The following is a 20,015-nucleotide window of genomic DNA, read 5'->3' as shown; positions in this document are numbered from 1 at the left end:
GAGTGGAAGGTAGCGCGAACCCACTGCGCTAGAGATATCGTACGCGGCCGCCTGCGAGGCGCACAAACAGGGTCGCCCGCACGGACGCGCACCGGCCGGCCGGTGAGAATACCGGTGTGACGACGGCGGGCGAGCACCACGGCGAAGACCTGGACCCGGACCGGCACGCGCGGGCCGAACAGCGGCTCGGCACGGTCGGCGTGGCGCACCGGGAGGTGGCCGCGCACGAGGCGACGGCGGCGAACCTGGCCTGGTGGGACGCCGACGCCGACGACTACCAGGCGGCCCACGGCGAGTTCCTCGGCGACGCGGACTTCGTGTGGTGCCCGGAGGGTGTGCGCGAGGCCGACGCCCGCCTGCTCGGCGACGTGCGCGGCCGCCGCGTGGCCGAGATCGGGTGCGGCCAGGCCGCGTGCTCGCGCTGGCTCGCCACCGCCGGGGCGCACCCGGTCGGGCTCGACCTGTCCGCCGGGATGCTCCGGCACGCCCGGGCGGCCGCCGCGCGCACCGGCATCGGCGTCCCGCTGATCCAGGCCACGGCCGAGCGGCTGCCGCTGGCGGACGGGAGCATGGACGCAGCCTGCTCGGCGTTCGGCGCGCTGCCGTTCGTGGCCTCGATCGAGACCGTGTTCGCCGAGGTGCGCCGGGTGCTGCGGCCGGGCGGGCCGTGGGTGTTCGCGGTGACTCACCCGATCCGGTGGATCTTTCCGGACGATCCCGGCCCGGCCGGGCTGACCGCGAGCCAGCCGTACTTCGACCGCACCCCCTACGTCGAGGTCGACGCCGGCAGCCGGGCCACCTACGTCGAGTACCACCGCACGGTGGGCGACTACGTGCGGGCGCTGGCGGCCACCGGGTTCGTGCTGGAGGACCTGCTGGAGCCGGAGTGGCCGGCCGGGCACACGCGCGTGTGGGGGCAGTGGAGCCCGTTGCGCGGCAGGCTGTTCCCGGGCACCGCGATCTTCCGGGCCCGCGCAGGGACGCGGTGAACACCGCGCTGCTGTCCGCGCAGCGGGCCCGGTTCGCCGCGCTGGACCCGCTGCTGCCGGCCGCCGCGCCGCTGCCGGAGGGCGAGGTGCTGGACGCGGCCACGGCCGGCGGCACCCGGGTCACCGGGGTGCTCCAGGTCCACCGGCACGAGCCGGGCGCGTTCGACCTGCTGTGGTCCGCGGCGCGGGTGTGGCACCTGTTCCCCTGCATCGGGGACACCGGGACCGCAGGCATGGACGCGCTGCTGCGCGCGTGGCGGCACCGGATGGACCGCGAGTCACCGGGCGCGGATTCGTCGTGCACGGTGACCTGGCCGAGCCGGGACGCCGAGGCGGCGCGCGCGTTCCTCGACCACGGCCTGGTCCCGCTGTCGGTGCTCGCGGTGCGCACCGGCCCGCCGCAGGACCACCCGGCCCCGCCCGGGGTCACGATCCGCCGCGCGCGGCCGGAGGACCTGGAGGAGGTCGTGGCCCTGTCGCTGGCCACGTTCCGCTACTCCGGCCTGGTCGCCGGGCCGTGGCGGCCGGGCACCGGGGAGCTGATCGCCCCGCGCCTGGAGCGCAACCTCGCGGCGGAGGCGCCGATCTGGCTCGCCGAACGGGACGGCGTCGCCGTGGCGCTGGCCGACTGCGGCTGGGTCGAGTCGGCACCCGGGTCGTGGGCGGCCGAGTTGCTGCCCACCGGCCGGTGGGGTTACGTCAACAACGTCGCCACCAGCGAGCACGTGCGCGGCGAGGGCATCGGCCGGGCGCTGTTGGCCCGGGTGCACCGCGAGTTCGCCGGCCGCGGCGCCCGCGCGACCTACCTCTACTACAACCCGGCCAACCCGCTGTCCTCGGTGTTCTGGCCGCGCCAGGGGTACCGGCCGCTGTGGTCGTACTGGGAGGTGCGGCCGGCCTCCGCCCTGCGGTGACCCCCGAGTTGCCGGCTCCGGCGGACGGTCGTATCTTTTGAACTGACCAGTCAGTTCAAAAGAGGGGGATCCTGTGCGGGTGCACGCCGACCGGGTCACCGTCGAAGGTCCGCACGGCACGCTGCTGCCGCCGACCTCGCTCACCGTCACCGAGGGCGAACTCGTCTTCGTGCACGGCGAACCGGGCGCCGGGGTCACCGCGTTCGGCCTCGCCCTGACCGGGCGGATGCGGCCGTCGACCGGGCTCGTGACGCTCGACGGCGCGGCGGACGCGGCGAAGCTGCGCCGTGCCGGCGCGGTGGTGGACGCGCCGGAGATCACCGCGCCGGAGGGCTCGCTGCCGGTCCGGATGGTGGTCGCCGAGGAGCTGTCGATCGGGAAGCTGCCGTCGGGCAAGGACGCCGTCGCGCGGTGGCTGTCCGAGCACGACCTCGCCGGGCGCGCGGGCGTCCGGTTCGAGCACCTGTCCCCCGCCGAACGCACCCGGCTGCTCACCGCGCTGGCCGCCGCGCGCCCCGGCGTGCGGCTGCTCGTGCTCGACACGCCCGACCGGCACACCAGCGATGTCGCGAGCTGGGCGGACCTGGCCCGCGAGCACGCCGCGCGCGGGTTCGCCGTCGTCGTGCTGACCGCCACCACCCCACCCGAGGCGCTGCCCGCTCCCCCGGCCCGGCTCGGCCGGACCGAGCAGCCCGAACCCGAACTCGTGCAAGGAGATCCGCAGTGACCGGCCTCCGTCTCGCCGCCGGGGAACTGCGCCGCCTGACCTCCGGCAAGCTGCCCAAGCTCGCCGTGGCCGCCCTGGTGCTCGTCCCCCTGCTCTACGCGTCGTTCTACCTCTACGCCAACTTCGACCCCTACGGCAGGCTGGGCAACCTGCCCGCGGCGATCGTCAACGAGGACACCGGCAGCACCGACCGCAACATCGGCGACGAGGTCACCTCCTCGGTCGTCGGCTCCGGCACCTTCCAGTGGCACGAGGTCTCCGCCGCCGAGGCCGACGCCGGGGTGCGCGACGACCGCTACTCGTTCGCGATCACCATCCCGCGCGACTTCTCCGCCGCGCTGACCTCCAGCGGGAACTTCACCCCCCAGCGGGCCACGATCCAGCTGACCACGAACGACGCGAACAACTACCTGTCGCACACGATCGCCAACCAGGTGGCCGAGCAGATCCGCGGCACGATCGCGGAGAAGGTGGGCAGCGAGGCCGCGAACCGGTTCCTGATGGGCTTCTCGACGATCTTCGGGCAGACCCAGCAGGCCGCGACCGGCGCGACCCAGCTCGCGGACGGGGCGAACCGGCTGCTGACCGGTCAGCAGCAGCTCGCCGACGGCGCCCAGCGGCTGGCCACCGGCAGCGCCGAGCTGTCGTCCGGGCTGTCCACGTTGCGGTCGAGCACCGCGACCCTGCCGCAGAGCACCCGGCAGCTGGCCGACGGCGCGCAGCGGGTCGCCGACGGCAACAGCCAGGTCGCGGCGGCCGGGGCCACCGTCGCCAGCGGGTCGGCCCAGCTCGTCAGCGACCTCGACAACGTGGACAACCAGCTCACCGACCGCCTGCGCGCCGCCGGGCTGTCCGAGACCGACATCCAGCGCGTGCAGGGCGTGCTCGGTGATCTGCGGGCCCCGGTCGACCAGGCCAACGCCCGGATCCAGCAGACGTCCGCCCAGCTGAACCAGCTCGCCGACGGCGCGCGGCAGGTCGCGGCCGGCGCGGCCACTCTGGCGAACTCGGCGCCGGCGCTGTCCGGTGGGATCGCACAGGCCGCCGACGGCGCGAACACGCTGTCGGCCGGGGCCGCCCAGCTCAACGACGGCGAGAAGACCGCGCTGTCCGGCACCCAGGAGCTGGCGGCCGGCGCGGGCCGGTTGCGGGACGGGCTGACCAACGGGCTGGGCCAGATCCCCAACCCCAGCGACCCCACCCGGACGGCGACGGCCGACACGATCGCCGACCCGGTCACCGTCAACTCGGTGGGCGTCGCCTCCGCCGGCACCTACGGCGCCGGGCTGGCCCCGTTCTTCCTCGCCCTGGCCACCTGGATCGGCGCGTTCGTGCTGTTCCTGCTGATCCGGCCGCTGTCGGCGCGGGCGATCGCGGCCGGCACCGCGCCGCTGCGGGTCGCGCTCGGCGGGTGGCTGCCCTCGGCGCTGCTCGGCATCGCGCAGGTCGTCGTGCTGTTCGCCGCGGTCACCTGGTTCGTCGGCATCCACATCGCGCACCCGGTGGGCGCGCTGGCGTTCGCGATCCTCGCGTCGCTGACCTTCACCGCGATCGTGCACGCGCTCAACGCGTTCTTCGGCGCCGTCGGCAAGTTCCTCGGGCTGGTGCTGCTGGTGCTGCAGCTGGTCAGCGCGGGCGGCACGTTCCCCTGGCAGACCCTGCCGGACGCGCTGTACCCGCTGCACGTCGTGCTGCCCATGGGGTACGTGGTCGACGGGCTGCGGCACCTGATGTACACCGGGGCGTCGCTGCGGAACCTGGTGGACATCGGGGTGCTGGTCGCCTACCTGGTCGGCGCGCTCGCGGTGTCGGCGCTGGCCGCGCGCAGGCAGCGGGTGTGGACGGTGTCGAAGCTCCAGCCGGAGCTGTCCCTGTGAGCCCGCGCGGTGAGCACACCAAGCAGAAGTTGTTCGAGGCGACGCTGCGGCTGGCGACCGAGAAGGGGCTGGCCGGGCTGACGGTGGACGAGATCGCGGCGGCGGCCGGGGTCGCAAAGGGCACCGTGTACTACAACTTCGGCAGCAAGGACGGGCTCATCGACGCGTTGCTGCGTTACGGCGTGGGCCAGCTCGCCTCACGGCTGCGGGCGCAAACGGGTGGCACGGACCCGGTGGCCGCGCTGGAGGCGCTGGTGGACACCGGGCTGGAGTTCATCGCCGGGCACCGCGGGTTCTCGCAGATCCTGGTCAGCGAGCTGTGGCGGACGCCGGGCCAGTGGCAGGAGACGCTGTCGCTGCTGCGCGAGGACATCGTGTCGATCGTCAAGGAGCAGCTGCAGCGGGTGGCCGACGCCGGGCGGCTGCCGCCGGGTGTCGAGGTGCCGACCGCGGCGGCCGGGCTGTTCGGCACGCTGCTGGTCGTCGCGCTGGACTGGCAGGTGTTCCAGCCGCACCGGTCCCGCGCCGAGGTGCGCGAGGGCATCATGGTCCTCGTCCGCGGGGTGGCCCGCCCGGATTGATTCCCGCCGGTTGTCGATTCCGCGGCTCCTCGTTCGCCGTAGGGGCGCGGGCGTCATCCGGACGCCCGGTGAGGAAGGGATCGACATGCGGAAACTGGTGGTCACGGCGTTCGTGTCGGCCGACGGTGTGATGCAGGCGCCGGGCGGGCCGGACGAGGACCGCGACGGCGGGTTCGCCCACGGCGGCTGGGCGGTGCCGTTCATCGGCGAGCGGGTGCTCGAAGTGATGAGCGCGTTCACCGCCGGGGCGGGCGCGCTGCTGCTCGGCCGGAAGACCTACGAGGAGTTCGCCGCGACCTGGCCGCCGGCCGACGACCCGCTCGGCGAGGTGATGAACGGCCTGCCCAAGTTCGTGGCCTCCCGGACGCTGACCGAGGTGACCTGGCGGAACTCCACGCTGCTGCGCGGGGACGCCGCCGAGGCGGTGGCCGGGCTCAAGCGCGGCGCGGACGGGGACATCCAGGTCCACGGCAGCAGCGACCTGGTGCAGACGCTGCTCGCCCACGACCTGGTCGACGAGTTCCAGCTGCTGGTGTTCCCGGTGGTGCTCGGGACCGGGAAACGGCTGTTCGGTCCCGGCGCCGGGCCGGCCGCGCTGGAGCTCACCCACAGCGAGCCGCTGCCGCGCGGTGGCCTGCTCAACCGCTATTCGCGCGGGGGCGAGCTCCGCTACGGTGCGATGGGCCCGGAGACGGGCAACTGGTGAGCGGGGGTTCGAGGCGATGCCGCAGTACGCGATTCTGATCTACGAGAAGGAACTGCCCGGCGGGGTCGCCGACATCCCGCCGGAGGTCATGGCGGCCAACCTCGCCGCCGGGCCCAAGATCGAGGAGATGGGCGCCCGGGTGGTGCACGAGCAGGCGCTGCAGCCCGCGGCGCGGGCCCGCACGATCCACCGGGGCGGCGCGGTGACCGACGGCCCGTTCCTGGAGAGCAAGGAGGTCATCGCCGGGTTCTTCGTGGTCGAGGCCGCCGACCTCGACCAGGCGGTGGCCATCGGGAAGCTGCTGCCGATCATGGACGGGGCGGTCGAGGTGCGGCCGGTGCTCGAGGTGTGACCGAGGCCCGGCGCGCCGTCGCCGACGCGCACCGCCGCGAGTGGGCCCGGGTGCTCGCCGCGACGGTGCGGGTCACGCGCGATCTCGACCTGGCGGAGGAGTGCGTCCAGGACGCCTACGCCGCCGCGCTGGACGCGTGGGCGCGTGACGGCGTGCCGGACCGGCCGGCCGCGTGGCTGACGACCGCGGCGCGGCACAACGCGCTGGACGCCCTGCGCCGCGCGGCGACCCTGCGCGCGAAGCTGCCATTGCTGGTCGAGCCCGCGCCCGATCCCCCGCCTGCTGGCGATCCGCTGCGGCTGGTGTTCCTGTGCTGCCACCCCGCGCTGGCGGGCGAGGCGCAGGTCGCGCTGACGTTGCGGCTGGTGTGCGGGGTGCCGACGCCGGACGTCGCCGCCGCGTTCCTGGTGCCGGTGGCGACGATGGCGGCCCGGATCACGCGGGCGAAGAAGAAGATCGCGGCGGCGCGGATCCCGTTCCGGATGCCGTCGCGGGCTGAGCTGCCGGACCGGCTGGACGCGGTGCTGACCACGATCCACCTGCTGTTCACGACCGGGCACACCGCGCCGTCCGGCGCGTCGCTGATGCGGGTGTCGTGCGCCGAGCGGGCGCTGGAGCTGGCGCGGCTGCTGCGGGAGCTGATGCCGGACTCGCGGGAGGTGCGGGGGTTGCTGGCGTTGCTGCTGGCGGGGCACGCGCGCCGGGCCACCCGCACGGACGAGGCGGGACGGCTCCTGCTGCTGTCCGAGCAGGACCGTTCCCGCTGGGACGCGGCCGCGCTCGAGGAGGCGGACGAGCTGGTGGTGTCGGCCCTGCGCGGCGGCGCACCCGGACGGTTCACGCTGCAGGCGGCGATCGCGATGCTGCACGCGAGCGCGCCGTCGTTCGCGGAGACGGACTGGCCGCAGATCCTGGTGCTGTACGACGAGCTGGTGAAGGTGTGGCCGTCGCCGGTGGTGGCGCTGAACCGGACGGTGGCGGTGGCGATGGTGGACGGCCCGGCGCGGGCGCTGGCGGAGGTGACGGCGCTGGAGGGCGACCGGCGGCTGTCCGGGTACCGGTACCTCCCCGCGATCAAGGCTGATTTCCTGCGCCGCCTCGGCCGCTGGGCCGAGGCGGCGGCGTGTTACGAGGAGGCGCTGACCGCGACCGGGAACGAAGCCGAACGAGCGTTCCTGAGGGGCCGCCTCACGGAGGTGCGGCAGGCGGGCGCTCCCGGCTGAGACGCCGGGTCTTCGGGGGGTCGCTCACGGACCTACGCACCAACGGCCGCACCTGCCCACCTGGTGGGTCGAGGTCGCGTGCCCGTTCGGCGCGCGCCGCACCGCCTCGGCGATCCCGGCCCCCGCCGCTCGCAGACCTGCCCGCCCTGACCGCTAGCGCACCAACGGCCGCAGCTGCCCCACCTGATGCGTCGAGCTCGCGTGCCCGTTCAGCGCCCGCCGCACCGCGTCGAGTACTCCCTCGGCGATTTCGTCCTGCGCCAGGGAGCGGTGGGCGTCGTAGGCGGAGACCGTGCCCAGCTGCACCACCTGCGTCGGGTGGAGCGGGAGGAGCGGGTCGGGTGGCTCGACGGTCCCGGTGCCGCTCAGGCCGCCGCGGACCTCGACCACCGGCGCGTCCTCGGCGAGCAGGGGCTCCACCGCCCCCATCACCGACCGGCGGTACTGCTCGTGGATCCACGCCACCAGCAGGTCCGCCGGCCCGCGCAGGGCCAGCTCCGCCTTCGCCGCGAGTTCCCGCGGCCGGTCCCAGTGCGCCTCGACCCAGATCGCCTTCCCGCCGCCCCACGGACGGAGGGTGGCGGGGTGGTAGGGCCGGTGCCCGGGTGGCCGCATCGACCGCCGCGCCGCCGCCCCGGGCCGCACCTCGCAGTCCAGCGGGTGGTACCGCCGGGAGGGCAGCACCACGTGCCAGCCTTCGTGGGTCAGGACCTGCGCGACCCTCGCCAGCATGCCCGTTCCCGCCAGGATCAGCGCTTTCCGGCCAGCCATGACCCCACGCTACCTGCTGCCCGCCGCCCGCACAGCCTCTCCACGTGCCGTTTTCCCGCCCGCAACACGCCGGACACCCGCCACGACACTGTTCACCGGCGACCGGTCCGCCCCGCGCCGAAGTGCGGCGCAGCTCGGCGCGCAGCTGGAGACCGGCGACGCTCAGCCCCAGTCCTTGCCCGGGTCGAAGGCGTGCGGCTCGGTCAGGCTGAACCAGTTGCCCGAGTCGTCGCGGAACACCGCCTCGATGCCGTACGGGCGTTCGGCCGGCTCCTGCAGGAACGTGACCCCGCGGGCGGCCAGGTCGGCGTGCGTCTTCCGGCAGTCGTCGGTGCGCCAGACTCCCCCGCCGAGCGCGCCCTTGGCCACCAGCTCCCGGATCTGCTTCTCGGTCTCCGCGTCGTGCTGGGGCGGGCCGGGCTTCATCAGGATGAAATCCAGGTCCGGCTGGCCGGGCGGCCCGACGGTGAGCCAGCGGAAATCACCGATCCGCAGGTCCCGCCGCACCTCGAAGCCGAGCTTCTCGGTGTAGAACGCCTTCGCCGAGTCGTGGTCCAGCACGTAGACGCTGGCATGGGACAGTCCCCTGATCATCGCGAACCTCCTGTCGTCGATGACCAGACGCTACGGCCCGGCCGCGTCCCCGGGCTTCTCCGAATGTGCGGTTTCCGCCCCCGGGCGGGTCCACATCATCAGGTAGCACCCGGGCACCGGCGGCGGCCCGTCCGAACGCACCCGCGCCCGGTACTCGCTCGGCGACTCGCCGGTGATCTCGGTGAAGCGGCGGCTGAACGTGCCCAGGCTGGAGAACCCGACGGCCAGGCACACCTCGGTGACCGTCAGGTTCACCGACCGCAGCAGGTCCTGCGCCCGCTCGATGCGCCGCCGCGTCAGGTACGCCTTCGGGCTCTCCCCGTACGCGGCGGCGAACGACCGCATGAAGTGGTAGCGCGAACAGCAGGCGACGGCGGCGAGCGCGTCCACGTCGAGGGGCTCGGCGTAGTGCGCGTCCATCCAGTCCTTGGCGCGGCGCACCTGCGCCACCACCGCCACCCGGTCGGTCATCGGCTCAATGCGCCGCCTCGTTCCAGGACCGGCCGAACCCGACCGACACCTCCAGCGGCACGGCCAGCTCGTAGGCCGCGCCCATCTCGCGGCGCACCAGCTCCTCGACCCGGTCCCGCTCGCCCTCGCAGACCTCCACGATCAGCTCGTCGTGCACCTGCAACAGCACCCGCGACGAGAGGCCCGCCTCCGCGATCGCGCGGTGCACGCCGATCATCGCGACCTTGATGATGTCGGCCGCGCTGCCCTGGATCGGCGCGTTGAGCGCCATCCGCTCGGCCATCTCCCGGCGCTGCCGGTTGTCGCTGTTGAGGTCGGGCAGGTACCGGCGGCGGCCGAAGATCGTCTCGGTGTAGCCGACCTTGCCCGCCTCGACCACGACGCTGTGCAGGTAGTCGCGCACCCCGCCGAACCGGGCGAAGTACTCGTCCATCAGCCCGCGCGCCTCCTCGGTGGAGATCCGCAGCTGCTGCGACAGCCCGTACGCCGACAGCCCGTAGGCCAGGCCGTAGTTCATCGCCTTGATCTTCGCCCGCTGCGGCCCGGTGACGTCGGCCGGGTCGACGCCGAACACCCGCGCCGCGGTGGCGGCGTGGAAGTCGAACCCGGACTGGAACGCCTCGATCAGCGCCGCGTCCTCGGACAGGTGCGCCATGATCCGCATCTCGATCTGGCTGTAGTCCGCGGTGAGCAGCTCGGCGTACCCCTCGCCGACCACGAAGGCGTCGCGGATGCGGCGGCCCTCCTCGGTGCGGATCGGGATGTTCTGCAGGTTCGGGTCCACAGAGGACAGACGCCCGGTGGCGGCGATGGTCTGGTGCAGCGTGGTGTGGATCCGGCCGTCGTCGGCGACCGACTTGAGCAGGCCCTCGACCGTGGTCTTGAGCCGGGTGGCGTCCCGGTGCTCCAGCAGGTGCTGCAGGAACGGGTGCTCGGTCTTCTCGAACAGCGTCTGCAGCGCCTCGGCGTCGGTGGTGTAGCCGGTCTTGGTGCGCTTGGTCTTGGGCATGCCCAGCTCGTCGAACAGCACGACCTGCAGCTGCTTGGGCGAGCCCAGGTTGACCTGCTTGCCGATCACGCCGTAGGCGGCCTCGGCGGCCTGCTTCACGCGGGCGCCGTAGTGCGCCTCCAGCGCGGTCAGCTGCTCGATGTCCACCGCCACGCCCGCGGCCTCGACCTCGGCGATGACCTGCAGCAGCGGCAGCTCGATGTCGTTCAGCAGCGTGGTGCCGCTGATCTTCTCCAACTCGCCGGCGAGCGCGCCGGCCAGCTCGGCGACCGCGCTGGCGCGGACCAGCTCGCCCTGCACCAGTTTCTGGTCGCCGTCGTCGCCGTCGAGCAGGGACAGCTGGCCGTCGCCGGAGTCGCTGTCGTTGCGCAGCTCGCGCTGCAGGTACCGCAGCACCAGGTCGTCCAGCTCGAACGACCGCTGCCCCGGCCGGACCAGGTAGGCGGCCAGCTCGGTGTCCATCGCCAGCCCGGCGAGCTTCCAGCCGCGCGCCCGCAGCGCGTGCAGCGGCACCTTCAGGGCGTGCCCGGCCTTGGGGATCGCCGGATCGGCCAGCCACGCCGCCAGCGCCTGCTCGTCGGCCTCGTCCAGCGTGGTGACGTCGACGTAGCCGGCCTCGCCGCCCGCCGAGGCGAGGGTGATCGACTGGATGTCCGACCGCACCGACGATCCGGTGGTGCGGAACGACAGGCCCACGGTCCGGCCGGCCTTGGTGTGCCGGGACAGCCACGCCGCGAGACCGCCGGCGGGCACCGCCGCGCCCTCCACCTCGAACCCGGACTCGGCCTCCGGCTCGGCGCTGGACAGCGTCTGGAACAGCCGGTCGCGCAGCACCCGGAACTCCAGCTCGTCGAACAGCCGGTGCACCGCGTCCCGGTCCCACGGCTTGAGCGCGAGGTCGTCGGGCGTGGCGTCCAGCGGCACGTCCCGCACCAGCTCGGTGAGCTGGCGGTTGAGCATCACCGAGTCGAGGTGGGCGCGCAGCGCGTCGCCCACCTTGCCCTTGACCTCGTCGACGCGGTCGATGAGCGCGGCCAGCGACCCGAACTGCTGGATCCACTTGGTGGCCGTCTTCTCCCCCACCCCCGGGATGCCCGGCAGGTTGTCCGACGGGTCGCCGCGCAGCGCCGCGAAGTCCGGGTACTGCGACGGGGTGAGCCCGTACTTCTCCGACACCCCGGCCGGGTCGTACCGCACCAGGTCGGACACGCCCTTGCGCGGGTACAGCACGGTCACCGCGTCGTCCACCAGCTGCAGCGCGTCCCGGTCGCCGGTGCAGATGAGGACCTGGTAGCCCTGCGCCGTGGCCTGCGTGGTGAGCGTGGCGATGATGTCGTCGGCCTCGTAGTTCTCCTTGGTCAGCACCGGGATGCCGAGCACCCCGAGCACGTCCTTGACCAGGTCGACCTGCCCCTTGAACTCGTCCGGCGTGGACGTGCGCGTGGCCTTGTAGTCGGCGAAGGTCTCCGAGCGGAACGTCTGCCGCGACACGTCGAACGCCACCGCGAGGTGCGTGGGCTGCTCGTCGCGCAGCAGGTTGATGAGCATCGAGGTGAACCCGAACACCGCGTTGGTGACCTGGCCGGTGGAGGTCTTGAACCGGTCGGCCGGGACCGCGAAGAACGCCCGGTAGGCCATCGAGTGGCCGTCGATCAGCAACAGCCGCGGCCGCCCGTCCGCGGGCAGCGTGGCTGTGGTGTTGGCTACTGGCTGGTTCTGGCTGGGGCTCACGGGTGCGAGTCTAGGGTGGGGCACCGACAGAACCGCGCGAGCGGTCGCTTCGCCCTGCCGTCGTCTCACCGAGGAGCACTCAGCCGTGACCGAGAACCTGTCCGAAGCCATCCGCGAGCAGCTCGCGGGCATCGATCCGCGCGTCGCGGAGCAGCAGCTCAACGACAAGCTCGGCATCGAGTTCGTCGAGCTCACGGCGGAGCGGGTGGTCGGCACGATGCCGGTCGAGGGCAACCTGCAGCCCTACGGCCTGCTGCACGGCGGCGCCAACGCGGTGCTGGCCGAGGCGCTCGGCTCGACGGTGGCCGCGCTCAACGCCGGCCCGGACAAGGCCACGCTCGGGTTCGAGCTGTCCTGCACCCACCACCGCGCCGCGCGCTCGGGCCTGGTCACGGGCGTGGCGACGCCGCTGCACGTGGGCCGCGGCACCATCACCGCCGAGATCGTGCTGACCGACGACCAGGGCCGCCGCACCTGCACCGCGCGCCTGTCCTGCCTGGTGCGCGACCGCGCGCCGGGCAGCCGCTGACACACGGACGAGGGCCCCGGCGCACGCGGCGCCGGGGCCCTCACCGTTCCAGGTCCACCCGATCAGGCGACGCCCAGGTAGGCCTCCTTGATCGCGGAGTCCGCGAGCAGCTCGGTCCCGGTGCCGCTCTTGGTGATCCGGCCGGTTTCCAGCACGTACGCGCGGTGGGCGCGGGAGAGCGCCTGCTGCGCGTTCTGCTCCACCAGCAGCACGGTCGTGCCCTGCTTGTTGATCTCCGTGACGATCCGGAAGATCTGCTGGATGAACTGCGGCGCCAGCCCCATCGACGGCTCGTCGAGCAGCAGCAGCCGGGGCTTGGCCATCAGGGCCCGGCCCATCGCCAGCATCTGCTGCTCACCGCCGGAGAGGGTGCCGCCGGCCTGGTTGCGCCGTTCCGCCAGGCGCGGGAACAGGTCGAACACGCGGTCCAGGTCGGGTTGCAGGTTCTTCCGGTCCTTGCGCGCGTAGGCGCCCATGTCCAGGTTCTCCGCGACCGTCATGCCCGGGAACACCCCGCGCCCCTCGGGCACCTGCGAGATGCCGCGCACGACCCGCAGGTCCGCGCGCAGCTTCGTGATGTCCTCACCGGCGAAGGTGATCCGGCCCGCCGACAGCGGGCGGATCCCCGAGATGGCGCGCATCGTGGTGCTCTTGCCGGCGCCGTTGGCGCCGATGAGGGCGACGACCTCGCCCTCGTCGACCCGCAGCGTCAGCTCCGAGACCGCCTGGATCCGTCCGTAGTGGACGGAGACCCCGTCAAGCTCAAGCAGCGTCATCGTCAGGCACTCCCAGGTAGGCGGCGATCACAGCGGGGTTCTCCCTGATCTCGGCCGGCAGTCCTTCGGCGATCTTCTTGCCGAACTCCAGAACGACGATCCGGTCGGTCACGCCCATGACGAGCTTCATGTCGTGCTCGATGAGCAGGACGGTGTAGCCGTCGTCGCGGATCTTGCGGATCAGCCCCATGAGCTCTTCCTTCTCCGCCGGGTTGAACCCGGCGGCCGGCTCGTCGAGGCACAGCAGCTTCGGCTCGGTGGCCATCGCCCGCGCGATCTCCAGGCGGCGCTGGTAGCCGTACGGGAGGTTCTTGGCCTTGTCCGCGGCCCGGTCGGCGATGCCGACGAACTCCAGCAGCGCCATGGCCCGCTCGACCGCGGTCTTCTCCTCCTGGTGGTGCCGCGGCAGCCGCAGCAGCGCACCGATGACGCTGGTCTTGTGGCGGGCGTCGGTGCCGACCACCACGTTCTCCAGCGCGGTCATCTCGCCGAAGAGGCGGATGTTCTGGAAGGTGCGGGCGATGCCGCGCTGCGTGATCTGGTGCCGGGTGGCCTTGCCCAGCGGCTTGTCCTCCAGCAGCACCTGCCCCGACGTGGGCCGGTAGACCCCGGTCATCGCGTTGAAGCAGGTGGTCTTGCCGGCGCCGTTGGGCCCGATCAGGCCCAGGATCTCGCCGCGGCGGATGCCGAAGGACACCGAGTCCAGCGCGGTCAGGCCGCCGAACTTCAGCGTCACGTCGCGCAGCTCGAGCAGGGTCTCGCCGACCTCGACCTGGATGTCCCGGTCGACGGCGACAGCCTCGGCGACCTCGGCCTCGTGTTCGGCGAGCTCCTCCGGGCTCATCCGGGCGACCTCGGCGACCAGGCCGCCCTCGACGGGGGTCTCCTCGCTGGGGTGGCTCATCGGGGACCTCCCGTCGTGTCGGCGGCCAGCGCGCTCTCCCCGCTGATCTGCTCACCGCGGCCGAGCAGCCGCTGGTAGGCCTGGCGGCCCCGGGCCAGCAGCCGCTGCCGGGCGCCGAGCAGGCCCTGCGGGCGGAAGATCATCAGGATGATCAGCGCGATGCCGAAGATGAGGTAGTTGTACTCGGCCAGCTGCACGAACCGCAGCGGCAGGTAGGCCACCACGGCCGCGCCGAGCAGCACGCCCACCTTGTTGCCGGCGCCGCCGAGCACCACCGCGGCCAGGAACAGCATCGAGGTGATGACGTCGAACGACTGGTTGTTCACGAACCCGAGCTTGCCCGCGTAGAGCGCGCCGGAGAGACCGCCGATGGCGGCGCCGATGACGAACGCCCAGATCTTGAACTTGAAGACCGGGACGCCCATGATCTCGGCGACGTCCTCGTCCTCGCGGATCGACACCCAGGCGCGGCCGACGCGGCTGCGTTCCAGGTTCCCGACCAGCAGCAGGATCGCGATGATGATGGTGACCGTCAGCCAGTACCAGGCGGTGGCGTTGGCGAAGAACGGCGTGCCGTCCGCGTCGGTGCCGACGCGCTCGAAGCCGGACTGGCCGCGCAGCGGGTCGACGTTGTCCGCCACCAGGCGGATGATCTCGCCGAACCCGAGCGTGACGATCGCCAGGTAGTCACCGCGCAGCCGCAGGGTCGGCGTGCCCAGGATGACCCCGAAGATCATCGTGACCACCATCGCCAGCGGCAGCGTCCACAGGTAGGGCAGCTTGGTCAGCCCGGAGTTCGGGCTGGTGAACAGCGCCGCGACGTAGGCGCCGACGGCGAAGAAGCCGACGTAGCCCAGGTCCAGCAGGCCGGCCTGGCCGACCACCACGTTGAGCCCGATCGCGACCAGCGCGTAGCGGGCCACGTCGAACATCGCGGTCGGGAAGTCGGTGCCGGTCGTCGCGATGAGCGGCGGGTTGAGCACCGGCAGGAAGTAGATCAGCGCCACGACCGGGATGAGGATCGCCCACTGGGCCGGCCGGGACAGGTTGTTCCACTGCTCGCGGATGGAGCGCCGCTTCGCCGGCGCGCTCACGGTCTGGGTGCTCATACGCGCGCCTTCCCGAGGGACTCACCGAGGATGCCGGTGGGACGGAACATCAGGACGACGATCAGCACGACGAAGGCCACGATGTCCTTCCACTCGCCGCCGAACAGGGACTGGCCGTAGTTCTCCACCAGGCCGAGCAGGAACCCGCCGAGCAGCGCGCCCCGCAGGTTGCCGATCCCGCCGAGCACCGCGGCGGTGAACGCCTTGATGCCGAGCAGGAAGCCGCCGTTGTAGATGGCGCCCTGCGGGATCCGCATCATGTAGAACAGCGCGGCGGCGCCGGCGAGCAGCCCGCCGACGAGGAACGTGATGACGATGACCCGTTCCTTGTTGACGCCCATCAGCGTCGCGGTGTCCGGGTCCTGGGCGACCGCGCGGATGCCGCGGCCCAGGCGGGTCCGGTTGACGAAGTAGTCGGCCACGAACCACAGCAGGACGGCGGCGACGAAGAGGATGATGTGGATGTTGGTGACCGTCGCGCCGAAGAGCCGGAACAGCGGTTCCGGCTGCAGCAGCCGGATCTGGGGCTGCTGGTTGAGGCCGAACACCAGGCGCAGAACCTGCTGGATGGCGAACGAGGCGCCGATCGCGGTGATCAGGAAGACCAGGCGCGGGGCGTTGCGCTTGCGCAACGGGCGGTAGGCCACGCGTTCCAGCAGCACCGCGGTGCCGCCGGAGACCGCCATCGCGGCGATGCAGGCGATCGCGAGGAAGAGGATGATCTCGAAGACCGACAGGACCGGCGTGGCGCCGGCGCGGAACCCGAGGCCGTAGAAGGTCAGCCAGGTGGCGAACGCGCCGACGACGAAGACCTCGGAGTGCGCGAAGTTGATGAGCTTGAGCACGCCGTAGACGAGCGTGTAGCCCAGGGCCACCAGTGCGTAGATGCCGCCGAGCGCGAGGCCGTCGACGGTGTTGTTCCAGAACTGTTCCGCGAGGCCGGCCACGTCGAAGGAGATCCATGGCTCGGACTGCGCGAGGAATGGGGTCATCGCGGGGTACAAGGGTTCACTCATTCCCGGGTACGGATCGGGCATGCACGCGACGATCGGCCGCGTGCATGCCCGATAAGGTCAGGTCGTTAGCTGATCTGGCCGTTGTTGACGATCCTGCCGTTCTCGACGCGGTAGCTCCACACCGGGGTGTCGGAGAGCTCGCCCTTGTCGTTCCACTTGAACTTCTTCGTCAGGCCCTGACCGTCGTAGTTCTTGACGAAGTTGAGCATTCCCGCGCGGTCCTTGATGCCGCTGTCGATGCCCTTGAGCAGAATGGTCGTGACGTCGTAGCCCTCGGGCGAGTAGGTGCCCGGGTCAGCGCCCTCGACCTGCTTGAAGGCGGCCGTGAAGTCGCGGAAGTTGTCCTCCGGGACGCACGGGCAGGTGAAGTAGGCGTTGGTCGCGCCGCCGCCGGCGCCCTTGAGGAACTCGTTGTCCTTCACACCGTCCGGCCCGACGAACTTGGCGGTGACGCCCTTGTCGTTGAGCTGCTGCGCGAACGGGCCGGCCTCGGGGTAGTAGCCGGAGTAGAAGATGGCGTCCGGGTTCTCGGTGGAGATCTTGTTGACCACCGCGGAGAAGTCGGTCTGACCGGTCTTCACCTTGTCGGTGCAGGAGGCCTTGGCGCCCAGCGCCTGCTTCACGGCGTTGGCCAGGCCGATGCCGTACTCGGAGTCGTCCTCCACGACGCAGACCTTGTTGGCCTTGAGCGTCTCGGTGAGGAACTTGGCCGCCGCCGGGCCCTGGACCGAGTCGTTGCCCATGCCGCGGAAGAAGGTCTTCCAGCCGTTCTCGGCCAGCGCGGGGTTGGTCGCCGACGGGCTGATGGTGACCAGGCCGGCCTGGTTGAACAGGTTGCCCGCGGCCTTGGACTCACCGGAGAACGGCAGGCCCACGACGCCGATGATGTCGGCCTCGTTGATGACCTGGGTGACGATGCCCGGGGCCTTGTCCGGCTTGCCTTCGGTGTCGAACTGCTTCAGCGTCACCTGGCAGTTCGGGTTCGCCTCGTTGTGCTGCTTCACCGCGAGGTCGGCGCCACGCAGGATGTTCTGGCCCAGCGCTGCGCTCGCGCCGTTGATGGTGCCCGCGTACGCGATCGACACGCCCGAGCACACCGCCTTGCCGTCGCCGCGCGGGTTCGCCGCGTCGGCCGCCTGCGAAGGCGCCGCCGCCGAGCCGGTGGTGTCGCCCGACGTACCTCCCTCATCACGCGCCGCGCACGCACCCAGCGCCAGCGTTGCCGCCGCTGCCAGCACGAGAACTCGCGTGAGTCGTGCTCCTGACACTCGTTCCTCCAATATCCAGCCGGCCGCGGACTGCGGCCGTCCCGAGATAGGGACCTATCGGGCGCTGAACGTAGCCGCCCGGTGAGGTCAAGCACAGCGGTCCGCGCTGTCTTGTTTCCACATCGTGACGGGGGTCACTATAGTTCATGCATGATTTACACCCGGTTGCTGCATTGCAACAACCGGGTGATAACAATCAGTGACCTTTTGCTCAGATGAGCAGCGCCGTCACGCTCTCGTTGGAGTGATGTCGGAGCGTTTGACCACGCACGCGAACGCGTGGGGTTATTTCTGACCGATGCTCTCGACGACCGCCTGGGCGACGGCCTTCATGGTCGTGCGCCGGTCCATGGCGGTGCGCTGGATCCACCGGAACGCGTCCGGCTCGGTCAGGCCCTGGTGGGTCATCAGCAGGCCCTTGGCCCGGTCGATGACCTTGCGGGTCTCCAGCCGGTCGGACAGGCTGGCGACCTCGGCTTCGAGGGCCTGCATCTCCGAGAACCGGCTGACGGCCAGTTCGATCGCGGGAACGAGGTCCCGCTTGTTGAACGGCTTGACCAGGTACGCCATGGTGCCCGCGTCGCGGGCGCGCTCGACCAGCTCGCGCTGGCTGAACGCGGTCAGGATGACCACGGGGGCGATGCGGTCGGTGGTGATCTGGGACGCCGCCTCGATGCCGTCCAGCTTGGGCATCTTGACGTCCAGGATCACCAGGTCGGGCTTGAGCTCGGCAGCCAGCTTGATGGCCTCTTCGCCGTCGCCCGCCTCGCCCACCACCTGGTATCCCTCTTCGCGCAACATCTCGACGAGGTCAAGCCGGATCAGTGCTTCGTCTTCGGCGACGAGCACCCGACGCTGCGGAGCGGTGGCCACACCGCTGGCCTCGGTAGCCTCTTCGGTCACCGGGGTCCTCCTGCGTGCTCGACGGAATGGGAATGCGGTAAACCGCAGGACGAGCCTACCCGGAACGATCCAGTCGGTGGATGGCGCAGACCACGTACCGAGCATGGTGTTCACCACGTCGTGCGACGGCGTGTCGCGTTGATCGACTCGCCCGTGAGCGGTCGTCACTGAGGGCTACCCCCGCTGCTCGGGTGGGTGGGCGGGCGCGTAAAGTCTGGCTGCGCCGCCCCCGTAGCCCAACTGGCAGAGGCAACGGATTCAAAACCCGTCCAGTGTGAGTTCGAATCTCACCGGGGGCACTCGCGGGATGCACACTGGCCCTGACCTGGGTTGCTCGACGGGCAGTTGCCTCGACGAGGATCCTGCCGTCCTGCCCACCGCGCGGGAACGACACTTCTCACGCAAGGGGCGGAAGCCAGTCCCAGGCTCCTTCCGATTCTCGGAGTTGCCGGAAGATCTCCGCAAAACCCGCTTCAATCGACGCCGAGTCCGTCCGGACGAACCTTCCGTCTCCCAGCGCCGGGCCGGAAGCCAACACCATCCAGGGTCTTCCGCCGTCCGCCAGCCTCTCGTGATCCAGTTTGAGCAGAACCGTCAAGCCCCGTCGGCCGAGCTCCTTCATGACGGGTTCGATCTCCATTCGGCACTCCATCCTCCCCACGCCGCGGGCATGGGCCCCTTCGGATCCCCCGAGAACCGGCGTTTCCGGTCCGGCTCACCTCGTTACGACGCGCGCGCGAAGGCCTCGTCGGCCGCGTCGGCGAACTCGGCCATCGACGTGAACTCGAGGTCGTAGCTCCACTCCTCGCGGGGCTCGGGGGTCGCGCCCCAGCCGGGCCGGTCGTGCCGGCGGTTGATCCACACCGACGGCAGACCCTCGCGCCTGGCCGGCACGTGGTCGTGGAACAGGCTCTGCGCCACGTGCAGCAGGCGGTCGCGCTGCACACCGAGCCGGGGCAGGGTGGCGTCCAGCGCCCGGAAGTGGTTCGGCGCGGGCTTGTACGCGCCGACGTCCTCGGCGGTGATCACGGCCGCGAAGTCACCGCGCAGGTGCCGGTTGCTGCCGGCGAAGCCGTCGCGGTGCACGTTGGACAGGATGATCAGCCGGTAGTGCCGGGCCAGCCGGGCCAGCGCGCCGGCGGAGTCGGGGAAGGCCGGCCAGTCCGGCACCGAGTCGCCCAGCCGCCGCGCCCACTCGTCGCTCACCGGCCGCCCGAGCCGGTCCCCGGTCCGGCGGAACGCGGTGGCGAGGACCAACGGGTAGCGCGCGGCCGGGGTTTCCCGCTCCACCGCGGCCTCGTTGTCGGCGTAGGCGAGCAGCAGTTCCTCGTCGGTCAGGCCGAGTCCCTGTTCCCGGGCCCAGGGCGCCAGGACCGCGGCGATTCCGGTCTCCCAGTCGATGAGGGTGCCGTAGCAGTCGAAGCTGAGGGCCTCGTACGCGGTCAGGTCCAGGCCGGTCATGGTGCGGCTCCTTCGTGATACGGAGGGACGACGCCGAAGTCCAGCTTGGCCAAGTCCGGGCCGCAGCGCAGCCCGGCGGGCGGAGGGTTCACCGGCTCGGCTCG

General features: G+C 71.7%; 21 protein-coding genes and 1 tRNA gene. 10 read left to right on the top strand and 12 right to left on the bottom strand.

Features of this window, described 5'->3' with window-relative positions; all coding sequences use genetic code 11:
* Positions 1-116 precede the first annotated feature (116 nt).
* From L1857_RS17735 to L1857_RS17700, 8 genes are all read left to right on the top strand, one after another.
* Positions 117-989, top strand: a complete 873-nt coding sequence (locus L1857_RS17735) for a class I SAM-dependent methyltransferase (protein WP_115944944.1) — start codon at positions 117-119, stop codon at positions 987-989.
* Positions 986-1,903, top strand: a complete 918-nt coding sequence (locus tag L1857_RS17730; RefSeq protein ID WP_094009191.1) for a GNAT family N-acetyltransferase — start codon at positions 986-988, stop codon at positions 1,901-1,903. Before L1857_RS17735 ends, L1857_RS17730 begins: the two co-directional genes overlap by 4 nt.
* Before the next feature lie 73 nt (positions 1,904-1,976).
* On the top strand, positions 1,977-2,630 hold the full coding sequence (locus L1857_RS17725) for an ATP-binding cassette domain-containing protein (RefSeq protein ID WP_249465670.1): 654 nt from the start codon (positions 1,977-1,979) through the stop codon (positions 2,628-2,630).
* Positions 2,627-4,507 carry a YhgE/Pip family protein gene (locus tag L1857_RS17720; RefSeq protein WP_249465667.1) on the top strand — a complete coding sequence of 627 codons (1,881 nt, stop codon included), beginning with the start codon at positions 2,627-2,629 and terminating at the stop codon, positions 4,505-4,507. Before L1857_RS17725 ends, L1857_RS17720 begins: the two co-directional genes overlap by 4 nt.
* Entirely contained in the window at positions 4,504-5,088 is a 585-nt protein-coding gene (locus L1857_RS17715; protein ID WP_116113368.1) for a TetR/AcrR family transcriptional regulator, read from the top strand. The genes L1857_RS17720 and L1857_RS17715 overlap by 4 nt, the downstream gene beginning before the upstream one ends.
* A gap of 85 nt (positions 5,089-5,173) precedes the next feature.
* Positions 5,174-5,794, top strand: a complete 621-nt coding sequence (locus tag L1857_RS17710) for a dihydrofolate reductase family protein (RefSeq protein WP_116113366.1) — start codon at positions 5,174-5,176, stop codon at positions 5,792-5,794.
* Positions 5,795-5,810: 16 nt separating this feature from the next.
* Positions 5,811-6,146: a YciI family protein gene (locus tag L1857_RS17705; protein WP_116113364.1), complete on the top strand. Its 336-nt coding sequence runs from the start codon at positions 5,811-5,813 to the stop codon at positions 6,144-6,146.
* Positions 6,143-7,369: an RNA polymerase sigma factor gene (locus L1857_RS17700; protein ID WP_249465665.1), complete on the top strand. Its 1,227-nt coding sequence runs from the start codon at positions 6,143-6,145 to the stop codon at positions 7,367-7,369. The genes L1857_RS17705 and L1857_RS17700 overlap by 4 nt, the downstream gene beginning before the upstream one ends.
* Positions 7,370-7,522: 153 nt before the next feature.
* On the opposite strand, the gene L1857_RS17695 is transcribed toward L1857_RS17700, so the two are convergent.
* The 4 genes from L1857_RS17695 to polA form a co-directional block, all read right to left on the bottom strand.
* Positions 7,523-8,140, bottom strand: coding sequence for a Rossmann-fold NAD(P)-binding domain-containing protein (locus L1857_RS17695; protein WP_249465661.1), 618 nt, complete (start codon positions 8,138-8,140; stop codon positions 7,523-7,525).
* 162 nt (positions 8,141-8,302) lie between these two features.
* Positions 8,303-8,734 (bottom strand): VOC family protein, encoded by a 432-nt coding sequence (locus tag L1857_RS17690; protein ID WP_116113358.1) that lies wholly within the window; start codon positions 8,732-8,734, stop codon positions 8,303-8,305.
* 30 nt (positions 8,735-8,764) lie between these two features.
* Positions 8,765-9,205 (bottom strand): helix-turn-helix domain-containing protein, encoded by a 441-nt coding sequence (locus L1857_RS17685; RefSeq protein WP_094008323.1) that lies wholly within the window; start codon positions 9,203-9,205, stop codon positions 8,765-8,767.
* Positions 9,206-9,209: 4 nt separating this feature from the next.
* Complete coding sequence (polA, locus tag L1857_RS17680) at positions 9,210-11,945, bottom strand: DNA polymerase I (protein WP_240323361.1); 2,736 nt, start codon at positions 11,943-11,945, stop codon at positions 9,210-9,212.
* Positions 11,946-12,030: 85 nt separating this feature from the next.
* On the opposite strand from polA, the gene L1857_RS17675 reads away from it, so the two are divergent.
* Positions 12,031-12,474, top strand: coding sequence for a PaaI family thioesterase (locus tag L1857_RS17675; RefSeq protein ID WP_094008325.1), 444 nt, complete (start codon positions 12,031-12,033; stop codon positions 12,472-12,474).
* Between the two features lie 62 nt (positions 12,475-12,536).
* Here the strand turns inward: L1857_RS17675 and L1857_RS17670 are convergent, their stop codons facing one another.
* The 6 genes from L1857_RS17670 to L1857_RS17645 all read right to left on the bottom strand — a co-directional run bounded on the left by L1857_RS17670 (position 12,537) and on the right by L1857_RS17645 (position 18,450).
* Entirely contained in the window at positions 12,537-13,250 is a 714-nt protein-coding gene (locus L1857_RS17670) for an ABC transporter ATP-binding protein (protein WP_094008326.1), read from the bottom strand.
* Positions 13,237-14,154 (bottom strand): ABC transporter ATP-binding protein, encoded by a 918-nt coding sequence (locus L1857_RS17665; RefSeq protein ID WP_094008327.1) that lies wholly within the window; start codon positions 14,152-14,154, stop codon positions 13,237-13,239. Before L1857_RS17665 ends, L1857_RS17670 begins: the two co-directional genes overlap by 14 nt.
* Entirely contained in the window at positions 14,151-15,263 is a 1,113-nt protein-coding gene (locus L1857_RS17660) for a branched-chain amino acid ABC transporter permease (RefSeq protein ID WP_094008328.1), read from the bottom strand. Before L1857_RS17660 ends, L1857_RS17665 begins: the two co-directional genes overlap by 4 nt.
* Positions 15,260-16,255, bottom strand: coding sequence for a branched-chain amino acid ABC transporter permease (locus L1857_RS17655; protein ID WP_094008329.1), 996 nt, complete (start codon positions 16,253-16,255; stop codon positions 15,260-15,262). Before L1857_RS17655 ends, L1857_RS17660 begins: the two co-directional genes overlap by 4 nt.
* An 89-nt stretch (positions 16,256-16,344) precedes the next feature.
* Positions 16,345-17,517: a branched-chain amino acid ABC transporter substrate-binding protein gene (locus L1857_RS17650; protein WP_094008330.1), complete on the bottom strand. Its 1,173-nt coding sequence runs from the start codon at positions 17,515-17,517 to the stop codon at positions 16,345-16,347.
* Positions 17,518-17,832: 315 nt separating this feature from the next.
* The gene (locus L1857_RS17645) at positions 17,833-18,450 is read right to left on the bottom strand and encodes an ANTAR domain-containing response regulator (protein ID WP_017988040.1); all 618 of its coding nucleotides are present in this window, start codon (positions 18,448-18,450) and stop codon (positions 17,833-17,835) included.
* Between the two features lie 225 nt (positions 18,451-18,675).
* Here L1857_RS17645 and L1857_RS17640 point away from each other — a divergent pair.
* Positions 18,676-18,749: transfer RNA gene (locus L1857_RS17640), tRNA-Leu, on the top strand.
* A 98-nt stretch (positions 18,750-18,847) separates the two neighbouring features.
* On the opposite strand, the gene L1857_RS17635 is transcribed toward L1857_RS17640, so the two are convergent.
* Together L1857_RS17635 and L1857_RS17630 are read right to left on the bottom strand one after the other, a co-directional pair.
* Positions 18,848-19,090, bottom strand: a complete 243-nt coding sequence (locus tag L1857_RS17635; protein WP_094008331.1) for a hypothetical protein — start codon at positions 19,088-19,090, stop codon at positions 18,848-18,850.
* Positions 19,091-19,173: 83 nt separating this feature from the next.
* On the bottom strand, positions 19,174-19,911 hold the full coding sequence (locus L1857_RS17630) for an HAD-IA family hydrolase (protein ID WP_233157488.1): 738 nt from the start codon (positions 19,909-19,911) through the stop codon (positions 19,174-19,176).
* Positions 19,912-20,015: the final 104 nt, after the last annotated feature.

The organism is Amycolatopsis thermalba, from assembly GCF_023376025.1.
Lineage (GTDB): Bacteria > Actinomycetota > Actinomycetes > Mycobacteriales > Pseudonocardiaceae > Amycolatopsis_E > Amycolatopsis_E thermalba.
Note: the sequence above shows the minus strand (reverse complement) of the source record. Positions and strands in the feature narration are given on the sequence as shown.

Excerpts from the sequence above, each read along its gene's own strand:
- L1857_RS17655 (WP_094008329.1), bottom strand. The coding sequence starts at position 16,255 with ATGACCCCATTCCTCGCGCAGTCCGAGCCATGGATCTCCTTCGACGTG.
- L1857_RS17705 (WP_116113364.1), top strand. The coding sequence starts at position 5,811 with ATGCCGCAGTACGCGATTCTGATCTACGAGAAGGAACTGCCCGGCGGG.
- L1857_RS17635 (WP_094008331.1), bottom strand. The coding sequence starts at position 19,090 with ATGGAGATCGAACCCGTCATGAAGGAGCTCGGCCGACGGGGCTTGACG.
- L1857_RS17690 (WP_116113358.1), bottom strand. The coding sequence starts at position 8,734 with ATGATCAGGGGACTGTCCCATGCCAGCGTCTACGTGCTGGACCACGAC.
- L1857_RS17670 (WP_094008326.1), bottom strand. The coding sequence starts at position 13,250 with ATGACGCTGCTTGAGCTTGACGGGGTCTCCGTCCACTACGGACGGATC.
- L1857_RS17630 (WP_233157488.1), bottom strand. The coding sequence starts at position 19,911 with ATGACCGGCCTGGACCTGACCGCGTACGAGGCCCTCAGCTTCGACTGC.
- L1857_RS17685 (WP_094008323.1), bottom strand. The coding sequence starts at position 9,205 with ATGACCGACCGGGTGGCGGTGGTGGCGCAGGTGCGCCGCGCCAAGGAC.
- L1857_RS17660 (WP_094008328.1), bottom strand. The coding sequence starts at position 15,263 with ATGAGCACCCAGACCGTGAGCGCGCCGGCGAAGCGGCGCTCCATCCGC.
- L1857_RS17695 (WP_249465661.1), bottom strand. The coding sequence starts at position 8,140 with ATGGCTGGCCGGAAAGCGCTGATCCTGGCGGGAACGGGCATGCTGGCG.
- L1857_RS17665 (WP_094008327.1), bottom strand. The coding sequence starts at position 14,154 with ATGAGCCACCCCAGCGAGGAGACCCCCGTCGAGGGCGGCCTGGTCGCC.
- L1857_RS17710 (WP_116113366.1), top strand. The coding sequence starts at position 5,174 with ATGCGGAAACTGGTGGTCACGGCGTTCGTGTCGGCCGACGGTGTGATG.